Genomic DNA, 26,363 nt, shown 5'->3' with positions numbered 1-26,363 from the left:
TAATAAATATATATTCTGCACCTTACGCTCAAAGTACATGTCGTCAACGCTATTTACTCATTAACAGCTTCGTGCCAAAAAGGCTACGGGATAATGATCAGAAGCGAGTTGTGGATTACGTAATGCTTCAACCCTTTGTGAATAAGGTGCTCGATCGACAATGACCCCATAATCTAAAATACCACCGCCAATTTGCGTGGGTTCTGTAGGTGCGAGTACGGCTACAACTCGTTCCAGATGCTCAGTCATCAGGTCATTTTCAAGTCTGTCTGGGCTGCGATTAAAATCCCCGGCAAGAAACCAGGATAAATGCCGCATCTGAGGTTGTCTAAAAAAATTAATGGTAACCCTGACAATAGCTGCAGCATCCGGACCTCCACTAGCCAGTGCGTGCGCTGTCAGAAAAACATCATTACCCAGTCCGATGCCAATGACGGGGCGAGATGCGACAGTTGTCGGACGCAAGACATAAACATTATCCGCTCTTTGTCTGGAAACAATTGCCAGATTAACACGGCGTGCTCCAACATCAATAGCCGAGTGGTAGATATATCTTATATCCTGACGGCTGGTGGTTCCGAGATTCCAGGTGTATTCATCAATGGGAATACCCACTCCAAAAGGCTGAATATGTCGTCCGGTAGGAACCGCTGAGGTGGGAACAGCACCGGCCTCCTGAACCATGAGAATATCTACCCCGTCACTACCTCTGAGAAGCCGACTGACATTGATGTTCCATTTACTTTCAGTGGAGGCTGATGAGCCCTGAAGATTCCAGGTCATAACTTTGTAGTCACTGATATTAGCGCAGGCAAAAGAAATATAGCTGCAGATGAGCATGGTCAGAAGGAAAAAAACAGGTTTTTTCATGATATCTACTCTCCCCATGATTACTTCTTTATCTGAATGATATATGTGTTCATAACCCATTGTTTCATGACGTTGATTTTATTCTGGCAATGCCTGACTTGTTTCTGGTTCTATGTCTTGTGCAGGTAGTAAGATACATAGTCTAACGTCAATAAAACTAAAATAGATGTCTATTACAGAGGTAAAATAATAGTTTATTCAGTACAATCAATTAATTATTGTTAATACCAAAGAGACAACTATAGATAAACAACTAACTGAATTTAAAACTACATTCACTTATCTCATTGTAACTGTATTGGGTTGATTTATATGCGGAAATACAGATTCGATATCATTAGTACTTTATAAGTAAACATAAATTTTTCATTACCAGGATTATTATATCCCTGTGTGGAAGGTAACATTTCATCTATTCTCATTCTTGTAGTGACACAGTAAATTTAGTCACCTGATTAAAGGTGATCTTCTCACCTCAACACAAAACAGGTGACTTAATGAACAAGAAAACCGGACAAATTAATGGTTACATCTTGAACGACTACAACAGCGTCAGACCTCACCATTATAACGGTACACTGACGCCGGAAAAACCTGAGAACAGGTACCATTTTTACTGTAAAACCGTGACCAATAGTGTCGATGCGCAGCAAAACGTATAATCCGTTGATAGGGCGTACAGGTGTGGCACTGGGCAAAACGTTCAGTGGCAAGGACTGGCGCTGGAGCAGTCGGCATCTGGCAAATAGCATGTTGACCATGCGATAAACGCCAACTTCCGCTACATGTTTTGAGTGGTGGCGTTTGCGTTATATCGTCACAGACAGCGCCTCAGGGCGCTGTTTTCGATCGGACATGTCGCTTTCGCAGGAGGGGACGTTATTCGGCGACCGGCCACATATCAGCCTCTTCAAACATCTCTTCCAGCATACGGTGCAGTCGTTCTTTCTCGGTTTTTGTACAGTCACTGTTTAATGCGTTCGCCTGCATTGGCTTAACTTTCACTTGCGCATCGGGAAAAAGTTGATGTACGCGTTTTGTGAGTTCATTGAGGATGATTTCGCGTGCGCCTGGCAAACCTTCAACATTTCGCTTGTCATAAACGAGTTCGACGAACATCGCCATTTCCTTTTTACTGGTTGGATGACCAGTATTTAAGCTGGGTATATAACTGGTGTCAAGGTTTAGCCGCCGTTTTGTCATCCTGACGTTGCGGACGTGACCGCACGTGGAAGTAAAGGTCGCTAACCTGTTGTTGTGTCATGAGGTTAGCGGCCCTCTCTTCACAGCGATGTCCTGCTACCTGATGGTAAATTCCAGGGCGCGACTAAAATCGCAATCGGCCAACACAACAGGGTCGCCTTTTCTGACAATAATGCTATTTGTGCCTAGGCATTTTCGGCTCTGTTTCCCCTTAATTTTGTTATCATCAGTGAGCCAGCGCTGGTTATCATTACCCGTGCATGAATAAAGAATGATTGGTGTGCCTTCTTTTGTACCTTGTCCTGCGGCATCCAGACATTTCTCACCCTGCGTGATTCTGTCTCGGTGAAATGAGAAAAGCTGAGATTTCACATGCTTACACTCCCGCAGCGTCAAACGATTCTGTTGTTCTGAACCTGTATCAAGGCACAGACCATCAGTTGTCCGAATTTGTTCCGCGTCATTTATGTAATAACCACCGGAATTAATTTGGTTTTGTGTAATGACCGGGAACGACAAATTAATACTATAAGGTGCGGGTAAGCCGTTCGTCGTACATCCACATAAAATAGAGGAGAGGCAGAGAACCAGTGTGGTTTTTCCTGAAAGCAAAGTCATTCAATTATTACCCTAAAAATAAATAGCGTTACAACTATATTGGCGATTTATACCCACTGAATATGACGTAGCATTGAGCGACAATAGAGATAATTCCGATAGAATCACATAAATACTTCGGTTAAATGCGCGCAGCCAGCCACTCCTGTGACGATGGGTATATAGCGTTAAATACTTTTGCAATATTAGATGCTATCACAGTGAAAAACGGCTGTACATTTCTTCACGTTAAACAAAGTGAGAAGGGGGGGACACACGATATATGATAAAAGAGGTCACAGGAGTCATTAGCAAAATAAATCCTTTAGATTTTCGCCACTGAAAACATTCTGCAGCCTTTCAGGCAAAGCCTCATAGCAGACTGCGGAGGTATACGGGCTCGCTAAATTTTTCTGAAAAAATGCCGAGTGACGAATTATGAAAGATAAACGTTGGCGGCGGTAGGTCCGCGGAGGCCATTAATACGACAAAACTCAACGCGTATACCGGGGATAAGCGCTTCTGTTTCGTGTTGGCGACATGCTGAAATGTGGACCTGAACATCTTTGCGTCCATCGGAGGGGGTGATGAGACCTTTACCGCTCTTACAATCAAAGGTTTTGACAATTCCTGTCATTTTACGAGACAAACAAATTCCTTAATGGGGATAACGAGGCGCACTATACACGTCAGGAAAAATAATGCCAGCTATATTTGATGACAATCAAGATTTCCGGATGGCTAAAAGTAGTCGCTCGGCACCATTGTAGATAAATAACATTATGTTCTGGAGAAAGTATTCCCTTTCCTGGCGTCGTTGGTTGGTGCGGACATCATGGGTTTTGCCGTCGGGCAGGATGGTGAACTAATCTGCCTGGCTTGCTTTTTATCGGTATTTGTAGGTGGTTGCGGGGTTTTACTACCAAAATCGTAGATAAAAATTTCCCATGATGTCTGTTGTAAACCAGAACAATGGTCTGAACTGGCCAAAACATGGAATGAAAAAATAAGTAATGTCCAAAGCATAAAAGCATGATGTTTCATAGCACCTCCTGTTATATGTAATGACTTGTGAAGTTCATCTAATGAATTATGGAACGTCATTGGCATTTTTTATTCAACGAAGAGTTAACCACTCTTAATAATAATGGGTTTTATAGCGAAATAGACTTTTTTATCGCGTGTTCAATATTTGCGTCCGTTATTATTTTTCTGGAATGTAAATTTTCTCTCAACACAGGTGATATTTATGTTGGAATTGTGGTGTTGATTCTATTCTTATAACAAGAAATGTTGTAACTGATAGACATATTAAAAGATTAAATCGGAGCGGGAATAAATCGTGCTAAGCATCATCGTGAATATGATTACAGCGCCTGCGATGGCATATACGGTATTGCGGCTGGAGCGTCACGTGAGGACTGTGAAGCACAATGCGATATGTTCTGGTTATATGGCGAGTGTGCTTAATGACATGTTTTAGCCGTTCGGCGTCAGGTTTCTTAATGTGGTTGTGAGGTTTTTTCTTTAAATATCAAATAGTTGTATGGCGAGTTTGTTGTTCTATAGTGGCTTAACACTTTATGGTTTCTGTTAAATATATATGCGTGAGAAAAATTAGCATTCAAATCTATAAAAGTTAGATGACATCGTAGAACCGGTTACCTTAAGGAGCGATAGAGAACTTCGTAGTAAAAATATCTTTCAGAAAGTAAACGCATCAGGAGCGATAGCGGTGAATTATTCGTGGTTTTGTCGATTCGGCATAGTGGCGATAACTGAATGCCGGATCGGTACTGCAGGTGTTTAAACACACCGTAAATAATAAGTAGTATTAAGGAGTTGTTATGAAAAATATTATTTTATCCACTTTAGTTATTACTACAAGCGTTTTGGTTGTAAATGTTGCACAGGCCGATACTAACGCCTTTTCTGTGGGGTATGCACAAAGTAAAGTTCAGGATTTCAAAAATATCCGAGGGGTTAATGTGAAATACCGTTATGAGGATGACTCTCCGATAAGTTTTATTTCCTCGCTAAGTTACTTATATGGAGACAGCCAGGCTTCCGGGTCTGTTGAGTCTGAAGGTATTCATTACCATGACAAGTTTGAGGTGAAGTACGGTTCTTTTATGGTTGGACCAGCCTATCGATTGTCTGACAATTTTTCGTTATACGCGCTGGCAGGTGTCGGCACGGTAAAGGCGACGTTTAAAGAACATTCCACTCAGGATGGCGATTCTTTTTCTAACAAAATTTCCTCAAGGAAAACGGGATTTGCCTGGGGCGCGGGTGTACAGATGAATCCGCTGGAGAATATCGTCGTCGATGTTGGGTATGAAGGAAGCAACATCTCCTCTACAAAAATAAACGGCTTCAACGTCGGGGTTGGATACCGTTTCTGAAAAGCATAAGCTATGCGGAAGGTTCGCCTTCCGCACCGCCAGTCAATAAAACAGGGCTTCTTTACCAGTGACACGTACCTGCCTGTCTTTTCTCTCTTCGTCATACTCTCTTCGTCATAGTGACGCTGTACATAACATCTCACCAGCATTAGCACAGTTAAGTGATTGTGGTAAGCAATCAAGGTTGCTCAGGTAGGTGATAAGCAGGAAGGAAAATCTGGTGTAAATAACGCCAGATCTCACAAGATTCACTCTGAAAAATTTTCCTGTAATTAATCACAATGTCATCAAGATTTTGTGACCGCCTTCGCATATTGTACCTGCCGTTGAACGACTACTGAAAAGTAGTAAGGTATGTATCTTATCCAGGAGAGCACCTTTTTTGCGCCTGGCAGAAGTCCCCAGCCGCCACTAGCTCAGCTGGATAGAGCATCAACCTCCTAAGTTGATGGTGCGAGGTTCGAGGCCTCGGTGGCGGTCCAATGTGGTTATCGTATAATGTTATTACCTCAGTGCCAGGCTGATGATGTGGGTTCGACTCCCACTGACCACTTCAGTTTTGAATAAGTATTGTCTTGCACCCCTGTTACAGAATAATTTCATTTATTACGTGACAAGATAGTCATTTATAAAAAATGCACAAAAATGTTATTGTCTTTTATTACTTGTGAGTTGTAGATTTTTCTTATGCGGTGAATCCCCCTTTGCGGCGGGGCGTCCAGTCAAATAGTTAATGTTCCTCGCGAACCATATTGACTGTGGTATGGTTCACCGGGAGGCACCCGGCACCGCAATTTTTTATAAAATGAAATTCACACCCTATGGTTCAGAGCGGTGTTTTTCTACATCAGGTGGGCAAGGATAATGCAGGTTAACGTGAAAGATATGAGAAAAAGCAGAAACCTGTGATTTCGTTTATGGCCTGGGGATTTAACCGCGCCAGAGCGTATGCAAGACCCTGGCGCGGTTGGCTGGTAATCGTTCAATAGTGCGAATATGAATGGTTACCAGCCGCTGTGAATTCTACCTGGGCCACTTAATAAAGCAAAACATTTAAACACTAAACAACGAAAATTAAGACAGTTCGAACTTTTCTTTAAAAATAGGATTAGCCATGTTTAAAAGTGGTTACTAATTAGCCATTATTTTATTGTAGTGATTCACATATTTTTTAACGTTACGTTACAGGAAGGTGGAAGTGGAAATGCCTGATGAGCCTTCAGGCATTTCTGAAGGTTAGTTAGCTAAGGAACAGTTACTGAGAACAGGTTTATCATCACCTTCCACCAGTTCAGCCGTTTTGCCTTTGGTATAAAGTTTATAAGTATAATTTTTGTCTATGGCTTCGTAATTTGCTCCGGAGGCCATTTTCATTAACCGCATCGGGATCATCTCGTTTACCTGGCTGATAATCGCATAGGCGTTTCCAGCCTCAGTGTTGACGTAAATCACCTCCATAACCTGGTTATCATTACAGGTGTATATAGATTTAGAAATCTCCTGCGAAGCTGCTAGAGAGGTGGTACTGGCGCTAAGCGCAGCGAGAAAGAGGGCAAATGGGATCAATTTACGTTTCATCATTAGTATCCTTTGTGCATAAAATTGTCGTTAATTCCCTGAAGAACGGGAGATAAAGCGGCATCAATACGATGAATGCTGTAGTATTCCTGTTTACTGACGAAAAGTGCGCCAGAAAAGCGTATTATAATTTATCCATCACTGACATATGTGATGAGTAGACAAATCTTAAAATCATAAACTATAGGCTGCAAATCATTATGGCGCGATAGAAAATGATTGTCACCACTGCTCAATACTATGGCATAAAAACCGAAGAAAACGGTACTGTTCACTGTCTCGTTTCATACGGTATCTGTCAGTGAAACTATTTCTTCAAATGATGGTCTTTTTATTATCGATCAGATAATGGCATCAACAGGGGTTATTCAGGAGTATATGTGAAAAAGTGGCTTATAGGAGGGATATTGATCGCAAGTTTTCTGACCGGTTGTCTGATGTGGCACAACATTGATAAATGGTTTAATAAAGATATCGAATTTTTCTACGTCGGAGACGATAGCTAAAATTCCTGTGAGTTGGCAACGGGTGTCATATCTTCAGGTATGGCGCCCGGAGTAGCCGGGCGCAAATTGTAGGTGTATAAATGTCATTTCATTAAAATTTTAGCGACAACATGGACAGTCACTACCGCGTGCTAGCGACCCTCTGAAGTCACAAGATGAATAAGCCAGTTTTTTGTTTCAGCGGTGACTGAAACATATTTTGCTCCTGGTGGACTTACCGCCAGTTGCTGAAAAAGACAACGATGATGTAACTGTTGCAGAGACTGATGAATACGACGACCGTGAATTTTATTTTTGGCGACCATATTTCCTCCCAAAAGGCCGCCCGAAGGCGGCGCTGGGTTTGATAATGGAGAAGGGCGTTGGTCACTGCCATAACCAACCTGTATACATTAATGCAATTGATAATCATTATCAATTGTGCTGATGAAGAAAAATTGTAAAGATGAAGGGACAACGGAAATGGCAATGAACGGGATGAGATTTTTCGTTAACCACTTAAATTTGTGACTAAAAAAAGGCTTTTATAGGCTTGAAAATGTTTTTTCCGTCCCTATGTAGTCAGTGGACAAGCAATGCTTGCCTTGATGTTGAACTTTTGAATAGTGATTCAGGAGGTTAATGATGGCACTCAGAACCTTGTCAGCACTTCCCGTGTTTGCTGATTCTCTTTTCTCTGACCGTTTCAACCGTATTGATAGACTTTTCAGTCAATTAACAGGAGATACGCCAGTCGCTGCGACGCCAGCTTACGATCTGCAAAAGCGCGATGCGAATAACTATCTGCTTACCGTGAGCGTTCCTGGCTGGAAAGAGGAAGAGCTTGAAATTGAAACGGTTGGCGGCAACCTGAATATTACGGGTAAACACACTGAAGAGACGGTAGAGGATCAGACGCACTGGATTTATCGTGGTATTCGTAAGGCGGATTTCCAGTTGAGTTTTTCTTTGCCTGAACATGCTAAGGTGAATAATGCGAAACTGGAACAGGGCCTCTTGTTGGTCGAGATTTACCAGGAGATCCCTGAAAGCGAGAAACCGAAAAAAATTGCCATAGAAAGCAAACCAAAAGCGATTGAACACAAATCATAATCGCGTTAATAGAGGCCCGTTTAGACGGGCCTTCATTGCCTGTAGCGAAAAGTATCCCGTCATGCTTGTAGGCACAGATCGCTAAATATTATAGCCCTGACCTCTATATTATCCCGTGCCACTGACCTCGTCGCCATTGGACGGCGGTAAGTTGGAATTATCCGCGAGGTCAGTCCAATTTTTGTCCACTCTCGACATTCTGCCTGTTATGGGCGCGATATCTGAACATAAATTCGTATAGCGGTTCATCGTTTTCACCGCGTTGATGCTATTTCTGCTAACACTACTTTCATACATAAAAAAGCTGATGCTTTTTACCTTATTTAATAGAGGCAGGTATGAAATTAGCGCTCGTCAATCGGCAGGTCATTTTACCGGAAAGCAGAACCGAGTTCTTCCAGTGCCATGCCTCTACGCTTGTTCGCTTACCGTGCGGTACGCTCGTGGCCGCATGGTTCGCGGGGTTGCGCGAAGGAAGCGAAGATACAGCCATCTGGCTATCTCGCTATGAACATAATATCTGGACAACACCGCAGCGAGTGGCGGCACGCGAGGGGGAAGCGCACTGGAATCCGGTGTTATTTTACCCGTCGGATAAATTGTGGTTATTTTATAAAGTAGGCAGCGACGTACACGTGTGGAAAACCTGGTTTATCACCTCCAGCGATAGAGGATTTACCTGGAGTACGCCAGCTCCGTTGGTGAACGATGATATTTTGCCGCGCGGTCCCGTGAAAAATAAACTCCTGCTGGCATCAAATGGTGCCTGGATTGCGCCAGGGTCGATTGAAAGTCCTGAACGGTGGAGGGCATTTGTGGATCGATCCTCTGACGAAGGAAAACACTGGAATATCTCTTTTGTACCGCTGGAGCCTGATAACGCTATTTCCGGGATAAACGTAGCGTTGTGGGATGGTGTAAAAAAGGGGATGTTGTGGGAATGTTGTCTGGAAAACCTCCTGCGCTGGGATGGCGTTATTCAGCCTACGCTGTGGGAGTCTTCTCCGGGGCATATCCATATGTTGTTACGAAGCACACGCGGGGCAATTTTTCGCAGTGATTCAATCGACTATGGCGCTACCTGGTCTGTTGCCCGCGCGACATCTTTACCGAATAATAATAGTGGTATCGATCTGGTTAGTATGCAGGACGGTACGCTGATTCTTGCGTTAAATCCGGTCAACGGCAACTGGGGGAAGCGCTATCCGCTTTCACTGATTGCTTCCCAGGATAATGGCGAATCATGGCTACCACTACTGGACCTGGAAAGTGACCGCGGTGAGTATTCTTATCCTGCTATTATTAGCGAGGGGGGCGTCGTACATATCACCTACACGTGGAACCGGAAAAATATCGTATATTGTCGATTACAAACGGTGTAAGGCGCTATAAGTCGAAACCGATAGCGCTGGAATAATAATGCCTTGCCCGGCGTGCTCCGCTACGCCGGGATGGCCGAATAGTCATGATTTACCGGGTAACATCCTTGAAAATGTATCATCTTTTTGTATGTAATGGTGAAACAACGCCGCTGCTGCATGCATGGCAATCAGGAAATAGCCGATATTGGCCAGCATTTCATGAATACGCTTTATATCCGATTTTAGGGTGCTATCTGGCGTCAAAAATACCGGTACAGTAAAACCAAAAAAGCTCCAGCTTTTCCCGCCTGACGCCATCATCGCGACGCCCAGCAGCGGTAAGGCGAGAAAAGTGAGATAAAGCGCGATATGCATTAATTTAGCGGCTACGTGCTGCCAGTGAGGAGGGGGAGGCGTAATGACCGGATCCGGGTATTTGTGTTTAAGATATAACCGTAAAAACATCAGCGCCCAGACCAGAACGCCCATATCATAGTGCATGTCTTTCATAAACAGGTAAACGCTGGAGCCTTTTGGCGCCCACCCCCGTAACTCAATAGCCGCATATGCGATGCCTGTCAGGAGCAGTGTTAACCAGTGAAGCGTTATTTGCAGTCTTGAGAAATGTGCCATTATTATTATCCTTTATTAACAACTGCTTGTAGGGTATGCGTAAAATCTTAACAGAACCTTAAAGCGGGGGCTGAGTCGCAAGGAACAGACAGAGATAGCGGCACGTAAAATGGGATAAAAAGCCGGCGGCATCGCCGGCTTACTGTTGTTATTGTCCTCTTACGACAACACAGGTTTTACCATAAAACGGATATGAGCCTGTAGTTTCATAATCAACACTCGACACTAAAGAAATATCGCCCGCTTTTTTCGCTGAATCAATAGATGCGTCGCCGGTATTTACAATACCCAATACCGTTTGCGCACACGCTTTACCGGTTTTGGTTGCCGGGAGACTCGTGGCAGTAATTGGCCCTTTAACATCCGTATATAAGCCAATCCCTGTCGGTGATGGTCCTGTAGCACACCCCGTTAAAAGAGAACCAATAAAGATAATTGAAAAAATGTGTTTTTTATTTGTCATGGGATTAGTCCATTATAAATTAATAGAAAACTTACCGTCCGAAAATGTCCGGACAGTCATTTAAAAAGTGGTGTATATTAAATATGCGATATTACTCTTTGCACCCTCCTGTTGATGTCGTACCTGATGGACAAATATCCGTTGAAGCCGGATATATTCCCCACGCCGTGTTTTTATAACTTGCGCATCCTGTCAGTAATGAGAACAGTACGGCTAAAAAAATCATCACGAGCCCTGGCGGCGTTAACATTTTTCGGTTGGACTCCATAGCATGTCATTTCATCGGGTTGCCATATGACTGGCGTTCTGCCGGTAAGTTTCATTAACACCCGGTTCGTTTAATATTGGTTTAGGTTTAAAGCCAGGAGGCGCTAATTACGATACCTTCTTACGTTTCAGCACTGACTAATAACGTTGAGAAAATGAACAGCGTCGGATGGGAAGACGTAATACAGAATAGAAAGGAAATAAGAGAATAAGATGGCGTTAATTAACCCGCTATTCTTGGCATCATTTCTCTTGCGTTTTATCCCCATCAAAAGCGGCCTTTAGCCCACGTTGGCGCTCCCGGCGTTTGTGCGTATGATGTTTTTAAAAGATCGTCATACTTTCTGTTCTGCATCAATTTTTTCATTACAAATGCTCGCCATAATGCCGTCCTCAGGAGGCCTCCCGACGTTTATGCTGCGCCGGGAGGAACAAAAACAACGTATAATCTGGGGTAAACTGATGATTAAAGGCAAACTGGCGCTCATAACGTGCGCGATGGCTCTGGCATTCACCTCGCCGCTTTTCGCTGCGTCGGACACGGCAGATGGCCATACCTTAAAGCTGGCCATTGGCCCTGAGCCAACGGAAGGCTTTGATCCTATGCTGGGCTGGAGCCACGGCAGTTACTTATTGCTTCATGCGCCGTTGCTCAAGCAAAACGCCGATATGAGTTGGGGTAATTTACTGACGGAAAAAGTGGATACCAGCCCCGATGGTAAAACCTGGATACTGACCTTAAAACCCGATCTGAAATTCTCCGATGGCTCGCCATTAACTGCCGAAGATGTCGTTTTTACATACAACAAAGCGGCGAAGAGCGGCGGTAAAATTGACATGGGCAACTTTAGTCATGCGCGAGCGCTGGATGCGCGCCGAATTGAGATGACGCTGAGCCATCCGCAGAGTACCTTTGTGAATGTACTCGGGTCGTTAGGGATTGTTCCGGCCAGCCGTTATGATGAAAAAACGTTTGCCCGCGAACCGATAGGCGCCGGTCCGTACCGACTGGTCAGTTTCCAGCCTGGTCAGCAACTGATTGTTGAAGCCAACCCCTGGTATGCAGGTAAAAAGAATGACTTTAACCGGCTGGTTTTTGTCTTCCTGGATGAAGATAATGCTTATGCCGCCGCGCGCAGCGGACAGTTGGGACTGGTGCGCATTGCCCCTTCTATGGCGGTGGCCCCGCAGCAGGATAATCTTAAACTCTGGGTACGCGATAGCGTTGAAAACCGGGGCATTGTCTTCCCGATGGTGCCAGCCGGTAAAAAGGATGCTAACGGTTATCCTGTCGGCAACGATGTGACCGCTGATGTCGCTATCAGACGCGCAATTAACTATGGCATTAATCGTAAGCAACTGGCGGAACAGGTGATGGAAGGCCATGCGATACCCGCCTATAGCGCGGTGCAGGGATTACCGTGGCAAAATCCTTCAGTGGTATTCAGCGATGGCGATATTGCAAAAGCGCGCGCCATCCTGGAAGAGGCTGGCTGGAAGATAAACAGTGCGGGCGTGCGTGAAAAAGCAGGTAAAGAAGCGCGTCTGACCTTATGGTATGCCAGTGGCGACAGCACCCGGCGGGATCTGGCCGAGGCGGTGCGCGCCATGTTGCAGCCTTTAGGCATTGTCGTCTCGTTGCAATCGGGAAGCTGGGAAACCGTAGAGCGCCATATGCACGCTAACCCTACGCTGTTTGGCTGGGGAAGTCTGGACCCGATGGAACTCTTCCATCACTACAGCGGGAAAGCCGCTGGTGTGGAATATTATAACCCGGGCTATTACAGCAACCCTGCGGTAGAAGCACATCTGAAACAGGCTATAGATGCGCCTGACTGGCAAAAGGCGATTCCTTTCTGGCAGCAGGTTGAGTGGGATGGGAAGCAGGGCGCGGGCGTCCAGGGCGATGCGGCATGGGCATGGCTGCTTAATATTCAGCATACCTATCTGGCCAACCCCTGTATTGATCTGGGAAAAGGCGCGCCAGAAATCCACGGTAGCTGGTCGGTGTTAAACAATCTTGATGACTGGACCTGGACCTGTCGGTGATGAAATTGTTCTTCAGTCATTTTTTGCGGCTGATTATTCTGTTGGTGCTGGTGGCTGCCGGCACCTTCATTTTGCTTAGCTTTTCGCCCGTTGATCCTATCCGCGCTTATATTGGCAACGATCTGCTCCATGTTCCGCCAGAACAATATGCGCGGATTGCGGCGCGCTGGGGGCTTGACCAGCCGCTGTGGGAGCGTTTCGGTCACTGGTTTTGGCGTCTGCTCCAGGGAGACATGGGGTATTCCATGCTGTTCAACATGCCTGTCGCCAGCGTGATCCGGGAACGTTTTGCGACGTCATTCGCGCTGCTGGCAGGCGCCTGGCTATTGTCTGGTGTGCTGGGCGTGACATTGGGTTTTCTGGCCGGACGTTTTCTCCACCGCTGGCCGGATAAGATGATTTGCCGTATCAGCTACTTATTGTCATCGTTGCCCACTTTCTGGATAGCAATGCTGTTGCTGGCGCTGTTTGCCGTCCGCTGGCCGATATTACCTGTTTGTTGCGCCTGGGACCCCGGAAATAATGCAGGAACAGCTCTTTTATCGGAACGTTTACGCCATCTTGTGTTGCCGGTATGTGCGTTAAGTCTGTTGGGCATGGGGCAAATTGCGCTGCATACGCGAGAAAAAATAGCCAGCGTAATGAAGAGCGAATTTATTCGTTTTGCGCGCGCTCAGGGGGATAAAGGATGGTCGCTGTTACGTCACCAGGTGTTACGTCATGCGATTACCCCAGCGCTCTGCTTACAATTTGCTTCTCTGGGCGAACTGATGGGGGGGGCGTTACTGGCAGAAAAAGTCTTTGCGTATCCGGGGTTGGGACAGGCTACTATCGATGCCGGCCTGCGTGGCGATGTCCCGCTACTCATGGGGATCGTTTTATTCTGTACGCTATTAGTGTTTGCCGGAAATACGATTTCAGCCTGGCTTGTGGTGGTGCTTAATCGATCGCTGGAGCGTCCCGATGCTCTATAATCCTGCCCCAACGTTGCTTCGTCTGATCCTCTCCGTTACCTGTCTGCTGTTTATTGCTGGATACGGTTATGCCACGTTGAGCCAGCCGCCAGAGGTTAATCTGCTTGCCCGGCATCTGTCGCCTGATATCCAGCACTGGTTTGGCACCGATAATCTGGGGCGTGATGTATGGCTGCGTTGCTTTCAGGGGGCCTTCACCAGTTTACAAATTGGCGTTGGCGCCGCGCTGTGCAGCGGCGTTATCGCGCTAGTGATGGCGGCAGCGGCGCGCATTCATCCCCGGCTGGACCTCCTGATGCGGCTGATAACCGATGCCATGCTCGCCATGCCGCATTTACTTTTGCTGATCCTTATCTGTTTTACGCTCGGCGGCGGTAAAAGCGGCGTCATTGCGGCCGTGGCGTTAACGCACTGGCCCCGTCTGGCGCTGATTCTGCGCGCCGACGCGGAGCGGGTAGCGCAGAGTGACTACCTGACATTGACCTATCGTCTGGGGCATGGACACCTTTATTGCTGGCGATATCACTATTTTCCGGCGCTATTGCCGCAATGGTTGACGGGAACGTTATTGATGTTTCCTCATGCGGTATTGCACAGCGCGGCGTTAAGTTTTCTGGGGTTTGGGCTGGCGCCGCATGAGCCTTCGCTGGGGCTGTTGCTGGCGGATGCGTTACGGTTTATTAGCCATGGAAACTGGTGGCTGGTGCTGTTTCCCGGCTTAATGTTATTCACGCTGGTGATGCTCTTCGATCAGTTTGCGCGCGCCATTCAGCGGCTGTGGCTAAGGAGTGACGTATGCTGAGTTTACAACAGGTTACGCTGGAAAGCGCGCGTTATCGCTGGTATGGCGCGAGACGCTGGTCGCCGTTATTACAGAATGTCTCTTTTGATATCGCGCCCGGCGAAATGGTGGCATTGGTTGGCGGCAGCGGGGAGGGCAAAAGTCTGCTGCTGCAATGCCTGCTCGATCTGCTGCCGGAAAATTTACGCTTTCGGGGGGAAATTACGCTTGATGGCAACCGGCTGGACAGACATACCATCAGGCAGCTTAGGGGCAATACGTTTAGCTACGTGCCGCAGGGGGTACAGGCGCTTAATCCCATGCTGAATATCAGAAAACATTTGAACAGAGCATGTCATCTGACCGGACACGCCTGGGATGAGACGCAGATGGTACAGCTATTGCAGCAAAGCGATCTCGAACCGACAGTCCTGGAACGCTTTCCTCGCCAGCTCTCCGGCGGGATGGCTAAACGAATTCTGGCGTGCCACGCCTCGCTCAGCCAGGCTCGTTATATCCTCGCGGATGAGATCACCGCCTGGCTTGATACGGCACTGGCAAACCAGTTGCTTGAGCACTTGCGAGGTCTCTGCGAGCGGGGATGCGGCGTGCTGTGGGTGACTCATGACCTGCTGCTGGCGGCGCGGTATGCCGATCGCATTGTGGCGCTGCATCAGGGTTATATCACGGACAATATTCGCCGTGAACGATTACAGCCGGAAGAGATGAGTGAACCGTTAAAACGGCAATGGCAAGCATTGCCTGAACTAAACCCGTTATTTATGCCGACCGGAGAGGGAATAGAATGCTAAGCTGCCGCGACCTCGTTATTCGTCAGGGTGGGAAAGTCTTATGGCAGAACCTGACGTTTACGATTTCTGCCGGTGAACGGGTAGGAATTCATGCGCCAAGCGGAACGGGGAAAACAACGTTGGGGCGCGTCCTGGCCGGATGGCAAAAGCCGACGGCGGGCGACGTTCTGCTGGACGGTAGCCCGTTACCCCTGCATCAGTATTGTCCGGTACAGCTGGTCCCCCAGCATCCTGAACTGACGTTTAATCCCTGGCGAAGCGCCGGAGACGCTGTGCGTGATGCCTGGCAGCCTGACCCGGAAACGATGAGGCGTTTGCATGTGCAGCCCGAGTGGCTGACGCGTCGGCCAATGCAGCTCTCAGGCGGGGAGTTGGCGCGTATTGCGATACTGCGCGCGCTTGACCCGCGAACGCGTTTTCTGATTGCCGACGAAATGACGGCGCAACTCGATCCGTCTATTCAAAAAGCGATATGGGTATACGTGCTTGAGGTGTGCCGCAGCCGTTCATTAGGGATGTTGGTGATTAGTCATCAGTCTGCGCTACTTGATCAAGTCTGTACCCGCCATTTACAGGTGGAATAGCCGCAAGTCGTTTCTCCGCATTGCCGTGTCGCCGTTAACGCACCGGGAACCCATGGGTTCCCGGTATTGTCGGTAGAGATTTTACTGCATGACGCGTTTATCTGCGTTTTTTGCATCAGCGGTATTACTGTAGTCCCTGGTCTCTTCAACCTGTACAGGGGCTCTGACGACCAGACTAGGCAGCGCCAGTTCGATATCATTCTCAATGAGTTTTTCAATAATACGGATATTTATCTCTTGCTGAATATCCATGTATTTATTGTAATCCGCGGTATTGACGATATGCACCACCTCATAGGTCAGCCGATCCTGACTAAAGGCCAGTAGATGGGCGCGGTCGAATTGTGTTTCGCCGACATCGGTAATAATTTTTTTCACCATATCGCCGATGAGGCGTAACTTTTCCGGTGGTGTCGCAGTGGCGACGCCAAAAGTAAACACGATACGACGCGTTTGCATCCGCTTATAGTTGTGTATGGTTTGCTGCAACAACTGCGCGTTCGCACAAACGATCTGTTCGCCGCTGAGGCTACGGATGCGGGTGGTTTTCAAACCGATATGTTCAATCGTACCGGCTACATCATTAAAGACGACGAAATCGCCGATCTCGAAGGGCTTATCGAAACCAATCGACAGCGAAGCGAAGACATCGCTCAGAACGGTTTGTACCGCCAGGGCAATAGCAATACCGCCCACGCCGAGGCTTGCTACCAGTGCAGTAATATCCACGCCGACGTTCGCCAGGATGGAGAGCAGCATCATAGACCAGACGAGCACGCGCAAAATCATACCAAGAATGACTAACGTCACCGGGTTTTTATTGGAGCCTGGGGCATACAGTAAATGACGCATCCATGACTGTACGCCCTGATCAAGCCAAATCGCCATTTGAATCGCAACCACTAAAAACCAGGCGTGAGAGAGGGTAGAGAATAACCGGTCGGGCAGGGCGACAAAGCGCAGACTAAAGAGAAATGCGGCAAAAAAGATTAGCATTTTACTGGTCTTTTTCAGCATCTCGAAAACAATAGGCCGCAGCCGCCCATGAGCGTCATCCTTTTTATCCGGGCGTTGTAGCGCTTTATAGACCACATTAAGTAGCCAGTTGATGAACCAGTAAGTAATGAGGGTGACGAAAAAAACGACCGCCAGATTGATCCAGAACGTCGTTGACATCAGCATCGCAACGATATTTAGTCGTGCTAAATACTCCATTTTACCTCCGATGAAAAGCAGATGAACATTACAGTATAGACGTCACATCACGGAGGCCGATTTCCGGCTTTACTATTGCTGTTTTATTCAGCACTTTTGTTCAAAAAGTATGAAAAAGAGGGGTAGCCGTTTGGCTATCCCGGCGTTTCTGTGCAGACTTATCTACTCCTCTTAATAAAATAAGGAGTCATTTATGCAACAAGAACATCGTGAGTGTATTGAGCAGTGTTATGAATGCGCGGCGGCGTGTGATATCTGCGCCTATTCTTGTCTGCGTGAAGATAACGTCGAAATGATGAAGCACTGCATCCAGTTAGATATGCAATGCGCGGCCATTTGTCGCCTGGCGGCGCAATTTATGGCGTTGGAAAGCGAGTACTCACAAAAATTATGCCGCCTGTGCGCGGATATCTGCAAAGCCTGCGCCGAAGAGTGTGCAAGGCACGATCACGACCATTGCCAGAATTGCGCGCGGGCATGCAGCCAATGCGCAGACGCCTGCCTTAAAATGGCCGCGTAATTTTTCTTCCGCCATTAGCTCAACCGGATAGAGCATAGAGCTTCTACCTCTAAGGTTCGGGGTTCAATTCCTCGATGGCGGACCAGTTGATATCAAAAAAGGCCACCTGCGCGGTGGCCGCTGAGTTTCTGTTGAAATAAATGCAATGTTATAATATAACAATCATCTTTCTAAGAAAGATGAGGGTAACGTTTTGGTGATTCATTTAAAAAAACTGACAATGCTTCTGGGAATGCTGTTGGTAAATAGTCCTGCCTTCGCGCATGGTCATCATGCTCATGGCGCGCCGATGACGGAGGTTGAGCAAAAAGCGGCAGCGGGCGTGTTTGATGACGCTAATGTACGCAATCGCGCGCTCACCGACTGGGATGGTATGTGGCAATCCGTCTATCCTTATCTGGTCAGCGGCGAGCTGGACCCTGTCTTCAGACAAAAGGCGAAGAAAGACCCGGAGAAAACGTTTGAGGATATTAAAGCGTATTATCGCAAAGGATACGCGACGAATGTTGAGACTATTGGCATTGAAAATGGCGTTATAGAATTCCATCGCGACAATAACGTTGCATCCTGTAAATACAATTATGCCGGCTATAAAATTCTGACTTACGCATCGGGTAAAAAAGGGGTGCGCTACCTGTTCGAATGTAAAGATGCGAATAGCAAAGCGCCTAAATATGTTCAGTTTAGCGATCATATTATTGCCCCGCGAAAATCGGCGCACTTCCATATCTTTATGGGAAATACCTCGCAGCAGGCATTGCTGCAAGAGATGGAAAACTGGCCTACCTATTATCCTTATCAGTTAAAGGCGAATGAGGTCGTTGACGAAATGCTACATCATTAAGTCTGATTGCAATGTTAAAAGCTCGCTATGAATAGCGAGCTTTTTTTCTGCCGTTATGCCATATTTCTGGCAATCAATATAAAAAATACCTGCGCCCCCGGAGCGATGATGACGCTGTCCATACCGCCCTCGATTCAATGCCAAACGGAAGCGGCATGTCGCCTGATTACTCGTGTCACAGGCGATACGTTGCGTGCTATTCATTTATATGGTTCCGCTGTCGCGGGCGGTCTGAAGCCAAACAGCGACATTGATCTGCTGGTGACAATATGTCAGCCGCTGACGGAGGCCCAACGCGCAATGCTGATGCAGGAATTGCTGGCGCTTTCATCGCCGCCGGGGGCGTCGGCAGAAAAACGCGCTCTGGAGGTCACTGTCGTGCTTTATTCGCAGCTGGTTCCCTGGTGTTTTCCACCTTCCCGGGAAATGCAATTTGGCGAGTGGCTAAGAGAGGACATTTGTCAGGGGATTTATGAACCAGCGCAACAGGACTGGGACATGGTGTTACTGATAACCCAAATTCTGGAAACCAGTATACCGCTAAAGGGCGAACGCGCGGAACGGCTGTTCACGCCAGCCCCTGCGGCGCAGTTGCTGAAGGCCTTGCGTTATCCCCTCGACCTTTGGCAATCCACGGCAGATGTGCAGGGAGATGAGTATCATATCGTTTTAACCCTGGCGCGTATCTGGTATACCCTTTCTACCGGGAGATTTACCTCTAAGGATGCGGCGGCTGACTGGCTGTTACCTCAGTTGCCAGAAGATTATGCTGCCACGTTGCGTGCGGCGCAGCGTGAATATTTAGGTCTGGAGCAACAGGACTGGCATATTTTGCTGCCTGCGGTCGTACGCTTTGTGGATTTTGCCAAAGCGCACATCCCCACGCAGTTCACATAAGATGCCCCAGGACGTCTGTCAGGTTGCGCAAACGGCGTTCCTCAACTACTACTTAATAGGTTCTCATCGCTGAAGTAAGCAGATGATCTTATGCGGGCCATCGAATGGATATTTCCACATGGCTCTCGTTTTGTTGAGGTGGATATGACTGGTTCCGCATCATCTGTTTTAAAGACAGATACAAGACTATTGAGCGAAAACCTGTTTCTTAATTATGGTCTGGAGTCCTTATTTAAGGACGTCGCAATAATAGCTGGCAACGTAAATTATATTATTTTTGATATCGACGATTACTACACCGTACAGCAGTATATTACTTCCACATTTAAAACGGTACTCATTGGAATTGTTACCCATAATGAATATAACTTTATTGATGAACATCATGCTATATATCGAATAAAGGTCGATGCCTCTATTGCTGAGTGGCGTGAGTTACTGATTTTGGCCGCTGCTGGTCAATTTTTCCCCAGGTCAGAGAAAGTCAGATTAACGGCGAATGAAAGAAATGTTTTGGCGATGCTTGTTAAAGGAATGGATATCCGACAAATAAGCTGTGAACTGAATGTACATTTAAAAACTATTTACTCAGTACGCTACCATGTTCTGACTAAATTAGGTTGTAGAACAGTTCTGGATTATCAAATACTGTCCGTCTCTAAAGCCTTTATGCACTGGCTTACAATAAATAATGTTGATAATGTAATTTCACGTGTAAATAGTAAGGTCATTGCTTAATAATGATTTGCTTCTGATGGCGTTTAGGTTCACTATGCTTTCTTACATCATCATGAGGCCAGACAGGCATGGCTACTTTTAGTATTAGCGCAATGGCGGCGCAGTGTGGTGTCACAACAGCAAATATCAGGTCCTGGGAACGCTATGGCCTGCTTCAACCTACCAAAGATGAAGCTGGCAATCGTTTTTATTGCATAGAAGATGCTATCAGAATACAGCATATTATCGACGCGTTAAGCAAAGGCTTTTCATTAAAAGAGATTAAACCTGCCCTCTATGGTGAAGAAACGCATTGCCGCTCGGGATGGTTATTCTACCAGGAAGAGATTTTAGCGCAGTGTAGAAAATTCGAACCCGCCAAATTGCGAAAATTACTCTGGCGTTATGGTCGGGAAATTCCGCCGTGTATCGTAATTGAGTCAATACTGCGTCCTTTACGGCTGTGGTTGTCCGCAGGCGATGATGATGCACGCCGATTTGAAAAGGCATTACTGGATACTGCGATTATTGAATACGCCACGTTCCAGCTAAGTAGCGTACGAAAGGCGCCAGCAGGCACAATGCTTATTGCTGCGTTTTCGCTGAACGACCCCATTGAGCTATGGCTGGAAACGATTAAATATTGTAGTGAAGGTATGCGAGTTGAAGTCATCCCCTGGCAGGCGCCGATGCCCGATCTTTTATCAACGTCTTTCGAGCATATTGTTCTGTGGCATGATGAGACATTAACTCCCGCGCAGGAAAATCTTATTCAGGCTTTAAAAGAATCGGGTAAATTTAGTCTTCATGTGAAAAATGGCTCATGCTTAACATTACTGCCAGCCGTATATCGGCAGCATGAGATGCCAGAAAGCATGCAGCATGTTGCACCGCAAATCCATGCAAACGGCTACGAAAAATCAGGCACCGCACGTTGAGGCATCTGCATTATTAACGAACAGGGGAGGAGTAACCCCCTCCCTTGTTTATACCCTTCATACTTCAAGTTGCTTATGTGTTGGCTACGGATTACTCGGCCCATCCATGGGCCTCGCCCTGACGGGCCGTCGCACGCGACGTTCAAATCTGCTCCCGGCAGATTTGTTGTTCACCCCAGTCACATAGTTATCTATGCTCCTGGGGACTGACTCCCTTGCCGCCTTTAAGCAACTCGAATTATTTTGGGTATATATTAGATGTCGTCAGGTGTCTGAAACAAAACGGCTTCTAAGGCATTACGGTAAATATCAAGCTGCACTACGTCTTTTTCTGTTTCCAGTTTTTCAATAAGTTTGGCGATGATATCCTTATTTGAGACATGCTGCTGCGATTGCAATAGTTCGTAAGTAATTTCCTGAATAGCTCGCTGTTCACATAACATATGTGCAGAAAAAGGATTGCCAGTACTATTTTGTTCGTTGACTAGTGTAATGGTAGTCATATTTCACCATATTCGATGTAAATTGAAGCCGATCTCCCTGAGCGGGGGAGAGAAATTAGTGACCTATTAAAATTAGACCTATATCATAAAACCGTAATAAAAAATCATAAAAACGTGATGTGCATCACATTTGTGTGATTTGTTGTATATTTTATACACTTTAAGTGAAGGTGAAGATTCCGTAGAATCAACGGCCTGTTCTTTTTATCACTCCAGTTTAAACGAATAAGCATTAATACCCATCTGTAATAATTACTTAATGTTATCTTAATAAAGGTAAATTACTGTCAGGCCTCCGTAAAAGGAGGTTGATTAATGATTCGTCATATCGCCATTTTTCTTTGTTCTTTATTGATGTGCAGCACCACTTTTGCCGATTCGGTAACGTCGGTATCGCTTGGCGCGCTCTTAACCGCGCTCAATGAACGCATGTTATTAATGAAAGATGTGGCTGCTTATAAAATGAAGCACCATCTGCCGATAGAGGATTTCACGCGTGAACAAAATGTTTTCGCCGAGGCTGAAGAAGAAGCGAAAAATAACGGTCTGGACCCGCATTCGATAACCCCTTTTATTCGTTCGCTAATGGATGCCAGTAAAGCGATACAGTACCGCTATTTAGCACAGTGGCGAACCGGCTCAGAACCCTCCTTTCCGATACAAACCTTGTCGGTCACCCGGCAACGTATTCGACAACTTGATAATCAAATGTTGATCATCATCAGCCAGCGTTTGATGGTCGGCGCTTTCAGCCACGAGGATATGGTGTGGCTGAGAGCGAAGTTTAATGCGCCGAATCTGAATGAGAGCGATATCAGTGATGTGTTGGCAGCCCTGTCTTTGGTACGACGCGCGCGTTAATTCCCCATGAGGAAACGTGGGCCAATACCTGGTGATTGCCTGCGGGGGGCGCGATACAAGAACGTTTTTGGGTGATGTGGATATAAGCGTGGCGGAATAGCGGCTGGAGAGACGTGGTTTCGCTTCCCATCTTCCGGTGCATTCGTTAGCATACTGTTTCGCAGCTAAGCGTAAATGTTTTCAGGAAGAGGTTAATGTGTTCGCGGAGTATGGTGTTCTGAATTATTGGACGTACCTGGTCGGGGCGATTTTTATCGTTCTGGTGCCGGGGCCGAATACGCTTTTTGTGCTTAAAAACAGCGTGGGACGCGGGGTTAAAGGAGGATATCTTGCCGCATGCGGCGTGTTTATCGGCGATGCGATATTAATGTTTCTGGCGTATGCGGGCGTGGCGACGCTGATCAAAACAACGCCGGTTCTGTTTAACATTGTTCGCTATCTCGGCGCGTTTTATCTGCTCTACCTTGGCGCAAAAATCCTTTACGCCACGCTGACCTCAAAAGGGCGTGCGGCGACGGAAACGGTAGTTCCTTTTGGCGCTATTTTTAAGCGTGCTTTAATTCTTAGCCTGACGAATCCTAAAGCCATACTTTTTTATGTTTCCTTTTTTGTGCAATTTATTGACGTTACTGCGCCGCATACTGGGGTGTCATTTTTTATTTTGGCCACCACCCTTGAAATCGTCAGTTTTTGCTATCTGAGCTTTTTAATTCTTTCTGGCGCTTTTGTAACCCACTATATTGGTACCAAAAAGAAACTGGCAAAAGTGGGCAATTCTTTGATTGGCCTTCTTTTCGTCGGATTTGCCGCCCGCCTGGCAACGCTCCAGTCTTAACCCCCTGGACCCGTCGACAACGGCGGGTCATTGCTCTCCTTTCGGTTTTATTGCGTGGAAAACAGCAAAATAGTAACCAATAAATGGTATTTAAAATGCTGTTTTTGGAGCGTAACCTTTTTACGACAGCGATGAGATTATCGCTGAGTAACCTGCGGGAAGAGGGAAGCAAATGCGGCAAATTCCACAAAATCATATCCATACACGTTCCACGCCATTCTGGAACAAAGAGACGGCGCCTGCCGGAATTTTCGAACGCCACCTTGATAAGGGAACGCGACCCGGCGTTTATCCTCGCCTCTCGGTGATGCAGGGGGCGGTCAAATATCTCGGATACGCTGATGAACATTGCTCTGAGCCGGAAGAAATCATGGTGATCAATGCCGGCGAGTTTGGCGTGTTTCCTCCGGAAAAGTGGCACAATATTGAGGTCATGACGGATGATACCTATTTTAACATCGACTTTTTTGTCGCGCCGGAAGTACTGATGGAAGGGGCGACCTCACGAAAAGTCATTCATGCCGGGAGAGAATAATAATGGGAAAAGCTACTTATACCGTCACGGTCACGAATAATAGCAACGGCGTCTCTGTGGACTATGAAACGGAAGCACCGATGACGTTGCTGGTACCTGAAGTTGCAGCAGAAGTTGTGAAGGATTTGGTCAATACCGTGCGTTCCTACGATACCGAAAACGAACACGACGTTTGCGGTTGGTAAGGATCTTGTAGTATCTATTTGATATAAAGTGATTTTTTAAATCAGAAGCCGCATCGCGCGTCGCCAGCGTGATGCGGTTTTTGCGTATTGAAAAGCGCTGTTTATTTACATCAGACATGGGTTGAAAAGAAACATTAAGAAAACATTAAGAATATCGCATTGTTTGCTAATGAGAGCGTATTCATAAAACTTATGATTGGGTATTAAAAACCAGAAGAGTCTTATAATCATGAAACTCGATACCCGATTAACTTCGTCAGCACTTACTCTTGCGCTTGCCGCTGTGGTCATCCCGTTTACGGCGGACTGGCAATTGCCTTTGCTTAACGGCGTGGTGGTCCGATGGATTGAAAACGGACAAGCGTTATGGTTACTGTTTGGGGCGCTATTTACCACCTGGTATATACGGCCACTTTCCCGTCCCGAAGGGGCAAAGCAGTTTTGGCTATGGGCTGTTGTCTGGTGGGTGGTACTGTTGGGTAGAAGCACCAGTTGGGGGCGTGACTATTTCCCTGACGAGCCGCGTATGCTGTTCAGAACGATTTCAGTGCTATTAATTGCTGCGTTGGTATTGCCAGTCCTGTTTTCTGCCGGGCTACGTAAGGAGATTGTTCGTCGTCTGCGGGACGTTCCTCTGCCATTGTGGCTGTTTGCCGTGACGGCATGTTCATATCTGATTTCCGACACTGTCGAGCATCATCGGTGGTTGTCGCCGATATTCCTGCATAACGCTCGTTACACAGATTTGATTGAAGAGCTTTATGAAGTGCCATTTATGATCGGTTTGTTTATGGTGACCGTGGTGTTTATGCAGCAGGACAAGCAGGATGAATGTACGGCGCTGGAGATGACCCCGTATCACGCAAAATAGCGCGGCTGAAAAAGACCATGAATTCGACATGGGATAGATAGCGGTTAGCAAAAAAAGCCCGCACTCGGTGAGGCGGGCAAATAATACTGGAAGCAATGTGAGCAATGTCGTACCGAACAGGTGGGTTATAAACTCAACCACTCGGTATTGATAAAGATAATCGTTATCATTAATGATTGCAACCCTGATATTTATGCGCTTTTATCCACGACGCTAAAAGGTGATGGATATCACAAACTTCACTTTCCTGACGATGTGCTATTCTTTTTAACGGCAAATAAACCGCTAACGTTAAGACATAAGTGAGGAAAAAATGGGCATTCTTTCATGGATTATTTTTGGACTTATTGCGGGTATTTTGGCTAAGTGGATCATGCCAGGTAAAGATGGCGGCGGATTCTTTATGACGATCATTCTGGGGATCGTTGGTGCGGTAGTCGGAGGATGGATCAGTACGTTCTTTGGCTTTGGCAAAGTGGATGGTTTCAACTTCGGCAGCTTTGCAGTCGCGGTGATCGGCGCGATTGTCGTGCTGTTAATCTACAGAAAAATCAAAAGCTAAACGCAGAACTTTCAGAGATAATAAAGGCTACGACAGGTAGCCTTTATTATTCAAAATGAATTTACCACCAGCCCAGTTCGGTACCCGCCGCCGCAATTAGCGCGATGCCCATCAACACCATCGTTGTTTTCCTCATGGTTATGCTCCCGGCGCGGCGTAACCGCCAATAAAAAACCATGCCAAAAATAATATTGCCGTAATGAAAATGACGACAGGGAAGAGGATACCCACTCTCATGCTATTACCTTCACTGTTCAGGGGGCGCCAGAATAGCAGGGTTTTCTCAGCGACAAAAGGTCGGTTGCTTTGTGACAGAGCGTGGTTATTACTGACTTAACCCGGGATAAACACCCACTAAAGCGCTGACAGAAAGTATGGAAATAGCGTACCCGCCAGGTTATCCTGGACAAAATATCGCTTTAAGGAGTCGTTATGAAATTTACGTGGATTGCGTTGCCAGGCGTATTGCTGCTGAGCGCTTGTTCATCGTCGCAACCCAACGCCCCCAGGCCGCCGCGTATTGGGATGCCTAATCCGGCAGCCGTCTACTGTGAGCAACAGGGCGGTACGCTGATGCCGGTGCAGACCCCACAAGGCGTGCGTTCCGATTGCAAATTGCCCAATGGCGAAATCATTGATGAGTGGACATTATGGCGCAGAGAGCACCCTGATACGAAAAAGTGACAACCTGCGGTCCGACGGGAT

Annotated in this window: 33 protein-coding genes, 2 tRNA genes and 2 pseudogenes; 25 read left to right on the top strand and 12 right to left on the bottom strand. The window is 46.7% G+C overall.

Annotated features, from left to right (window positions below; translation table 11 throughout):
- Positions 1 to 60 precede the first annotated feature (60 nt).
- Entirely contained in the window at positions 61 to 870 is an 810-nt protein-coding gene (cdtB, locus tag NAZ64_RS03395; RefSeq protein WP_220569255.1) for a cytolethal distending toxin S-CDT, read from the bottom strand.
- Positions 871 to 1,367: 497 nt separating this feature from the next.
- Between cdtB and NAZ64_RS03390 the strand changes: the two genes are divergently transcribed.
- Positions 1,368 to 1,532: a hypothetical protein gene (locus tag NAZ64_RS03390; RefSeq protein WP_220569927.1), complete on the top strand. Its 165-nt coding sequence runs from the start codon at positions 1,368 to 1,370 to the stop codon at positions 1,530 to 1,532.
- Positions 1,507 to 1,605: pseudogene (locus tag NAZ64_RS03385) on the top strand (hypothetical protein); the annotation flags it as partial. The gene NAZ64_RS03390 and the pseudogene NAZ64_RS03385, both read left to right, overlap by 26 nt.
- Positions 1,606 to 1,749: 144 nt before the next feature.
- Here NAZ64_RS03385 and msgA read toward each other — a convergent pair.
- The 4 genes from msgA to pagD all read right to left on the bottom strand — a co-directional run bounded on the left by msgA (position 1,750) and on the right by pagD (position 3,714).
- The gene (gene msgA / locus NAZ64_RS03380) at positions 1,750 to 1,989 is read right to left on the bottom strand and encodes a virulence protein MsgA (protein WP_483640872.1); all 240 of its coding nucleotides are present in this window, start codon (positions 1,987 to 1,989) and stop codon (positions 1,750 to 1,752) included.
- 180 nt (positions 1,990 to 2,169) lie between these two features.
- Positions 2,170 to 2,691, bottom strand: coding sequence for an RICIN domain-containing protein (locus NAZ64_RS03375; RefSeq protein ID WP_131046390.1), 522 nt, complete (start codon positions 2,689 to 2,691; stop codon positions 2,170 to 2,172).
- A 415-nt stretch (positions 2,692 to 3,106) separates the two neighbouring features.
- Positions 3,107 to 3,319 carry a cold shock-like protein CspF gene (gene cspF, locus NAZ64_RS03370; protein WP_001537306.1) on the bottom strand — a complete coding sequence of 71 codons (213 nt, stop codon included), beginning with the start codon at positions 3,317 to 3,319 and terminating at the stop codon, positions 3,107 to 3,109.
- Between the two features lie 131 nt (positions 3,320 to 3,450).
- Positions 3,451 to 3,714, bottom strand: a complete 264-nt coding sequence (gene pagD / locus NAZ64_RS03365; protein WP_024146543.1) for a virulence protein PagD — start codon at positions 3,712 to 3,714, stop codon at positions 3,451 to 3,453.
- An 803-nt stretch (positions 3,715 to 4,517) separates the two neighbouring features.
- Here pagD and pagC point away from each other — a divergent pair.
- Both pagC and NAZ64_RS03355 read left to right on the top strand, forming a co-directional pair.
- A complete protein-coding gene (gene pagC / locus NAZ64_RS03360) occupies positions 4,518 to 5,075 on the top strand; it encodes a virulence membrane protein PagC (RefSeq protein ID WP_131046389.1) in 558 nt (185 codons plus the stop codon).
- Positions 5,076 to 5,480: 405 nt separating this feature from the next.
- Positions 5,481 to 5,557 (top strand) — tRNA-Arg (locus NAZ64_RS03355).
- 754 nt (positions 5,558 to 6,311) lie between these two features.
- Here the strand turns inward: NAZ64_RS03355 and NAZ64_RS03350 are convergent.
- Positions 6,312 to 6,656: a c-type lysozyme inhibitor gene (locus tag NAZ64_RS03350; protein ID WP_000977721.1), complete on the bottom strand. Its 345-nt coding sequence runs from the start codon at positions 6,654 to 6,656 to the stop codon at positions 6,312 to 6,314.
- 702 nt (positions 6,657 to 7,358) lie between these two features.
- Between NAZ64_RS03350 and NAZ64_RS03345 the strand changes: the two genes are divergently transcribed.
- The 3 genes from NAZ64_RS03345 to NAZ64_RS03335 all read left to right on the top strand — a co-directional run bounded on the left by NAZ64_RS03345 (position 7,359) and on the right by NAZ64_RS03335 (position 9,633).
- Entirely contained in the window at positions 7,359 to 7,586 is a 228-nt protein-coding gene (locus NAZ64_RS03345) for a hypothetical protein (RefSeq protein ID WP_079841410.1), read from the top strand.
- A 197-nt stretch (positions 7,587 to 7,783) separates the two neighbouring features.
- Positions 7,784 to 8,251, top strand: coding sequence for an Hsp20 family protein (locus tag NAZ64_RS03340; protein WP_001218118.1), 468 nt, complete (start codon positions 7,784 to 7,786; stop codon positions 8,249 to 8,251).
- Positions 8,252 to 8,589: 338 nt separating this feature from the next.
- Positions 8,590 to 9,633 carry a sialidase family protein gene (locus NAZ64_RS03335; protein ID WP_131046388.1) on the top strand — a complete coding sequence of 348 codons (1,044 nt, stop codon included), beginning with the start codon at positions 8,590 to 8,592 and terminating at the stop codon, positions 9,631 to 9,633.
- An 81-nt stretch (positions 9,634 to 9,714) separates the two neighbouring features.
- On the opposite strand, the gene NAZ64_RS03330 is transcribed toward NAZ64_RS03335, so the two are convergent.
- Together NAZ64_RS03330 and NAZ64_RS03325 are read right to left on the bottom strand one after the other, a co-directional pair.
- Positions 9,715 to 10,245 carry a cytochrome b gene (locus tag NAZ64_RS03330; protein WP_000929974.1) on the bottom strand — a complete coding sequence of 177 codons (531 nt, stop codon included), beginning with the start codon at positions 10,243 to 10,245 and terminating at the stop codon, positions 9,715 to 9,717.
- Between the two features lie 148 nt (positions 10,246 to 10,393).
- Positions 10,394 to 10,708, bottom strand: coding sequence for a TRL-like family protein (locus NAZ64_RS03325; protein ID WP_000182479.1), 315 nt, complete (start codon positions 10,706 to 10,708; stop codon positions 10,394 to 10,396).
- A 681-nt stretch (positions 10,709 to 11,389) separates the two neighbouring features.
- Between NAZ64_RS03325 and NAZ64_RS03320 the strand changes: the two genes are divergently transcribed.
- The 5 genes from NAZ64_RS03320 to NAZ64_RS03300 are packed head-to-tail and all read left to right on the top strand — an operon-like array spanning position 11,390 to position 16,175.
- A complete protein-coding gene (locus NAZ64_RS03320) occupies positions 11,390 to 13,024 on the top strand; it encodes an ABC transporter substrate-binding protein (protein ID WP_079946272.1) in 1,635 nt (544 codons plus the stop codon).
- Complete coding sequence (locus tag NAZ64_RS03315) at positions 13,024 to 13,998, top strand: ABC transporter permease (protein ID WP_001529169.1); 975 nt, start codon at positions 13,024 to 13,026, stop codon at positions 13,996 to 13,998. Before NAZ64_RS03320 ends, NAZ64_RS03315 begins: the two co-directional genes overlap by 1 nt.
- Positions 13,988 to 14,800: an ABC transporter permease gene (locus tag NAZ64_RS03310; protein ID WP_000966647.1), complete on the top strand. Its 813-nt coding sequence runs from the start codon at positions 13,988 to 13,990 to the stop codon at positions 14,798 to 14,800. Before NAZ64_RS03315 ends, NAZ64_RS03310 begins: the two co-directional genes overlap by 11 nt.
- Positions 14,794 to 15,591: an ATP-binding cassette domain-containing protein gene (locus tag NAZ64_RS03305; protein WP_061377377.1), complete on the top strand. Its 798-nt coding sequence runs from the start codon at positions 14,794 to 14,796 to the stop codon at positions 15,589 to 15,591. The genes NAZ64_RS03310 and NAZ64_RS03305 overlap by 7 nt, the downstream gene beginning before the upstream one ends.
- Positions 15,585 to 16,175, top strand: a complete 591-nt coding sequence (locus NAZ64_RS03300) for an ATP-binding cassette domain-containing protein (protein ID WP_000947460.1) — start codon at positions 15,585 to 15,587, stop codon at positions 16,173 to 16,175. The genes NAZ64_RS03305 and NAZ64_RS03300 overlap by 7 nt, the downstream gene beginning before the upstream one ends.
- A gap of 81 nt (positions 16,176 to 16,256) precedes the next feature.
- On the opposite strand, the gene NAZ64_RS03295 is transcribed toward NAZ64_RS03300, so the two are convergent.
- Entirely contained in the window at positions 16,257 to 17,390 is a 1,134-nt protein-coding gene (locus tag NAZ64_RS03295; protein WP_076935142.1) for a mechanosensitive ion channel family protein, read from the bottom strand.
- A 193-nt stretch (positions 17,391 to 17,583) separates the two neighbouring features.
- On the opposite strand from NAZ64_RS03295, the gene NAZ64_RS03290 reads away from it, so the two are divergent.
- The 6 genes from NAZ64_RS03290 (at position 17,584) to NAZ64_RS03265 (ending at position 21,306) form a co-directional block, all read left to right on the top strand.
- Positions 17,584 to 17,910, top strand: coding sequence for a four-helix bundle copper-binding protein (locus NAZ64_RS03290; RefSeq protein WP_220569254.1), 327 nt, complete (start codon positions 17,584 to 17,586; stop codon positions 17,908 to 17,910).
- Between the two features lie 8 nt (positions 17,911 to 17,918).
- A tRNA-Arg gene (locus NAZ64_RS03285) sits at positions 17,919 to 17,995 on the top strand.
- Between the two features lie 111 nt (positions 17,996 to 18,106).
- The gene (gene zinT / locus NAZ64_RS03280) at positions 18,107 to 18,754 is read left to right on the top strand and encodes a metal-binding protein ZinT (protein WP_171816095.1); all 648 of its coding nucleotides are present in this window, start codon (positions 18,107 to 18,109) and stop codon (positions 18,752 to 18,754) included.
- 108 nt (positions 18,755 to 18,862) lie between these two features.
- Positions 18,863 to 19,651, top strand: coding sequence for a cryptic aminoglycoside nucleotidyltransferase ANT(3'')/ANT(9) (aadA, locus tag NAZ64_RS03275; RefSeq protein ID WP_079973460.1), 789 nt, complete (start codon positions 18,863 to 18,865; stop codon positions 19,649 to 19,651).
- 144 nt (positions 19,652 to 19,795) lie between these two features.
- Complete coding sequence (locus NAZ64_RS03270; protein WP_001534706.1) at positions 19,796 to 20,389, top strand: helix-turn-helix domain-containing protein; 594 nt, start codon at positions 19,796 to 19,798, stop codon at positions 20,387 to 20,389.
- 68 nt (positions 20,390 to 20,457) lie between these two features.
- Entirely contained in the window at positions 20,458 to 21,306 is an 849-nt protein-coding gene (locus NAZ64_RS03265) for a MerR family transcriptional regulator (protein ID WP_000190260.1), read from the top strand.
- Positions 21,307 to 21,560: 254 nt separating this feature from the next.
- Here NAZ64_RS03265 and NAZ64_RS03260 read toward each other — a convergent pair whose 3' ends face one another.
- Both NAZ64_RS03260 and NAZ64_RS03255 read right to left on the bottom strand, forming a co-directional pair.
- Positions 21,561 to 21,809, bottom strand: a complete 249-nt coding sequence (locus NAZ64_RS03260; protein WP_000208086.1) for a biofilm/acid-resistance regulator YmgB/AriR — start codon at positions 21,807 to 21,809, stop codon at positions 21,561 to 21,563.
- A 78-nt stretch (positions 21,810 to 21,887) separates the two neighbouring features.
- Positions 21,888 to 22,042 (bottom strand): annotated as a pseudogene (locus NAZ64_RS03255) (hypothetical protein).
- Positions 22,043 to 22,124: 82 nt separating this feature from the next.
- Here NAZ64_RS03255 and NAZ64_RS03250 point away from each other — a divergent pair.
- The 6 genes from NAZ64_RS03250 (at position 22,125) to NAZ64_RS03225 (ending at position 25,658) form a co-directional block, all read left to right on the top strand.
- Positions 22,125 to 22,670 carry a chorismate mutase gene (locus NAZ64_RS03250; RefSeq protein WP_000617988.1) on the top strand — a complete coding sequence of 182 codons (546 nt, stop codon included), beginning with the start codon at positions 22,125 to 22,127 and terminating at the stop codon, positions 22,668 to 22,670.
- Between the two features lie 196 nt (positions 22,671 to 22,866).
- Positions 22,867 to 23,505: a leucine efflux protein LeuE gene (gene leuE, locus NAZ64_RS03245; RefSeq protein WP_000457190.1), complete on the top strand. Its 639-nt coding sequence runs from the start codon at positions 22,867 to 22,869 to the stop codon at positions 23,503 to 23,505.
- 172 nt (positions 23,506 to 23,677) lie between these two features.
- Positions 23,678 to 24,040, top strand: coding sequence for a DUF1971 domain-containing protein YeaR (gene yeaR / locus NAZ64_RS03240; protein ID WP_001248993.1), 363 nt, complete (start codon positions 23,678 to 23,680; stop codon positions 24,038 to 24,040).
- Between the two features lie 2 nt (positions 24,041 to 24,042).
- On the top strand, positions 24,043 to 24,225 hold the full coding sequence (locus NAZ64_RS03235; RefSeq protein ID WP_000513733.1) for a DUF1869 domain-containing protein: 183 nt from the start codon (positions 24,043 to 24,045) through the stop codon (positions 24,223 to 24,225).
- A 229-nt stretch (positions 24,226 to 24,454) separates the two neighbouring features.
- The gene (locus NAZ64_RS03230; RefSeq protein ID WP_024798440.1) at positions 24,455 to 25,096 is read left to right on the top strand and encodes a hypothetical protein; all 642 of its coding nucleotides are present in this window, start codon (positions 24,455 to 24,457) and stop codon (positions 25,094 to 25,096) included.
- 313 nt (positions 25,097 to 25,409) lie between these two features.
- Positions 25,410 to 25,658: a GlsB/YeaQ/YmgE family stress response membrane protein gene (locus NAZ64_RS03225; protein ID WP_000512149.1), complete on the top strand. Its 249-nt coding sequence runs from the start codon at positions 25,410 to 25,412 to the stop codon at positions 25,656 to 25,658.
- Between the two features lie 138 nt (positions 25,659 to 25,796).
- Here NAZ64_RS03225 and NAZ64_RS03220 read toward each other — a convergent pair whose 3' ends face one another.
- Positions 25,797 to 25,895 (bottom strand): YoaK family small membrane protein, encoded by a 99-nt coding sequence (locus NAZ64_RS03220; protein WP_001589065.1) that lies wholly within the window; start codon positions 25,893 to 25,895, stop codon positions 25,797 to 25,799.
- A gap of 195 nt (positions 25,896 to 26,090) precedes the next feature.
- Between NAZ64_RS03220 and NAZ64_RS03215 the strand changes: the two genes are divergently transcribed.
- Complete coding sequence (locus NAZ64_RS03215; protein ID WP_000673492.1) at positions 26,091 to 26,342, top strand: putative hemolysin; 252 nt, start codon at positions 26,091 to 26,093, stop codon at positions 26,340 to 26,342.
- The last annotated feature ends 21 nt before the right edge of the window (positions 26,343 to 26,363 follow it).

The organism is Salmonella sp. A1325 (assembly GCF_056991255.1).
The sequence above is the reverse complement of the archived record's forward strand: the minus strand, read 5'-3'. Positions and strand labels throughout refer to the sequence as shown.

Excerpts from the sequence above, each read along its gene's own strand:
- cdtB (WP_220569255.1), bottom strand. The coding sequence starts at position 870 with ATGAAAAAACCTGTTTTTTTCCTTCTGACCATGCTCATCTGCAGCTAT.
- NAZ64_RS03390 (WP_220569927.1), top strand. The coding sequence starts at position 1,368 with ATGAACAAGAAAACCGGACAAATTAATGGTTACATCTTGAACGACTAC.
- msgA (WP_483640872.1), bottom strand. The coding sequence starts at position 1,989 with ATGTTCGTCGAACTCGTTTATGACAAGCGAAATGTTGAAGGTTTGCCA.
- NAZ64_RS03375 (WP_131046390.1), bottom strand. The coding sequence starts at position 2,691 with ATGACTTTGCTTTCAGGAAAAACCACACTGGTTCTCTGCCTCTCCTCT.
- pagD (WP_024146543.1), bottom strand. The coding sequence starts at position 3,714 with ATGAAACATCATGCTTTTATGCTTTGGACATTACTTATTTTTTCATTC.
- pagC (WP_131046389.1), top strand. The coding sequence starts at position 4,518 with ATGAAAAATATTATTTTATCCACTTTAGTTATTACTACAAGCGTTTTG.
- NAZ64_RS03350 (WP_000977721.1), bottom strand. The coding sequence starts at position 6,656 with ATGATGAAACGTAAATTGATCCCATTTGCCCTCTTTCTCGCTGCGCTT.
- NAZ64_RS03340 (WP_001218118.1), top strand. The coding sequence starts at position 7,784 with ATGGCACTCAGAACCTTGTCAGCACTTCCCGTGTTTGCTGATTCTCTT.
- NAZ64_RS03335 (WP_131046388.1), top strand. The coding sequence starts at position 8,590 with ATGAAATTAGCGCTCGTCAATCGGCAGGTCATTTTACCGGAAAGCAGA.
- NAZ64_RS03330 (WP_000929974.1), bottom strand. The coding sequence starts at position 10,245 with ATGGCACATTTCTCAAGACTGCAAATAACGCTTCACTGGTTAACACTG.
- NAZ64_RS03325 (WP_000182479.1), bottom strand. The coding sequence starts at position 10,708 with ATGACAAATAAAAAACACATTTTTTCAATTATCTTTATTGGTTCTCTT.
- NAZ64_RS03320 (WP_079946272.1), top strand. The coding sequence starts at position 11,390 with ATGCTGCGCCGGGAGGAACAAAAACAACGTATAATCTGGGGTAAACTG.
- NAZ64_RS03315 (WP_001529169.1), top strand. The coding sequence starts at position 13,024 with ATGAAATTGTTCTTCAGTCATTTTTTGCGGCTGATTATTCTGTTGGTG.
- NAZ64_RS03310 (WP_000966647.1), top strand. The coding sequence starts at position 13,988 with ATGCTCTATAATCCTGCCCCAACGTTGCTTCGTCTGATCCTCTCCGTT.
- NAZ64_RS03305 (WP_061377377.1), top strand. The coding sequence starts at position 14,794 with ATGCTGAGTTTACAACAGGTTACGCTGGAAAGCGCGCGTTATCGCTGG.
- NAZ64_RS03300 (WP_000947460.1), top strand. The coding sequence starts at position 15,585 with ATGCTAAGCTGCCGCGACCTCGTTATTCGTCAGGGTGGGAAAGTCTTA.
- NAZ64_RS03295 (WP_076935142.1), bottom strand. The coding sequence starts at position 17,390 with ATGGAGTATTTAGCACGACTAAATATCGTTGCGATGCTGATGTCAACG.
- NAZ64_RS03290 (WP_220569254.1), top strand. The coding sequence starts at position 17,584 with ATGCAACAAGAACATCGTGAGTGTATTGAGCAGTGTTATGAATGCGCG.
- aadA (WP_079973460.1), top strand. The coding sequence starts at position 18,863 with ATGACGCTGTCCATACCGCCCTCGATTCAATGCCAAACGGAAGCGGCA.
- NAZ64_RS03270 (WP_001534706.1), top strand. The coding sequence starts at position 19,796 with ATGACTGGTTCCGCATCATCTGTTTTAAAGACAGATACAAGACTATTG.
- NAZ64_RS03265 (WP_000190260.1), top strand. The coding sequence starts at position 20,458 with ATGGCTACTTTTAGTATTAGCGCAATGGCGGCGCAGTGTGGTGTCACA.
- NAZ64_RS03260 (WP_000208086.1), bottom strand. The coding sequence starts at position 21,809 with ATGACTACCATTACACTAGTCAACGAACAAAATAGTACTGGCAATCCT.
- NAZ64_RS03250 (WP_000617988.1), top strand. The coding sequence starts at position 22,125 with ATGATTCGTCATATCGCCATTTTTCTTTGTTCTTTATTGATGTGCAGC.
- yeaR (WP_001248993.1), top strand. The coding sequence starts at position 23,678 with ATGCGGCAAATTCCACAAAATCATATCCATACACGTTCCACGCCATTC.
- NAZ64_RS03235 (WP_000513733.1), top strand. The coding sequence starts at position 24,043 with ATGGGAAAAGCTACTTATACCGTCACGGTCACGAATAATAGCAACGGC.
- NAZ64_RS03230 (WP_024798440.1), top strand. The coding sequence starts at position 24,455 with ATGAAACTCGATACCCGATTAACTTCGTCAGCACTTACTCTTGCGCTT.
- NAZ64_RS03225 (WP_000512149.1), top strand. The coding sequence starts at position 25,410 with ATGGGCATTCTTTCATGGATTATTTTTGGACTTATTGCGGGTATTTTG.
- NAZ64_RS03220 (WP_001589065.1), bottom strand. The coding sequence starts at position 25,895 with ATGAGAGTGGGTATCCTCTTCCCTGTCGTCATTTTCATTACGGCAATA.
- NAZ64_RS03215 (WP_000673492.1), top strand. The coding sequence starts at position 26,091 with ATGAAATTTACGTGGATTGCGTTGCCAGGCGTATTGCTGCTGAGCGCT.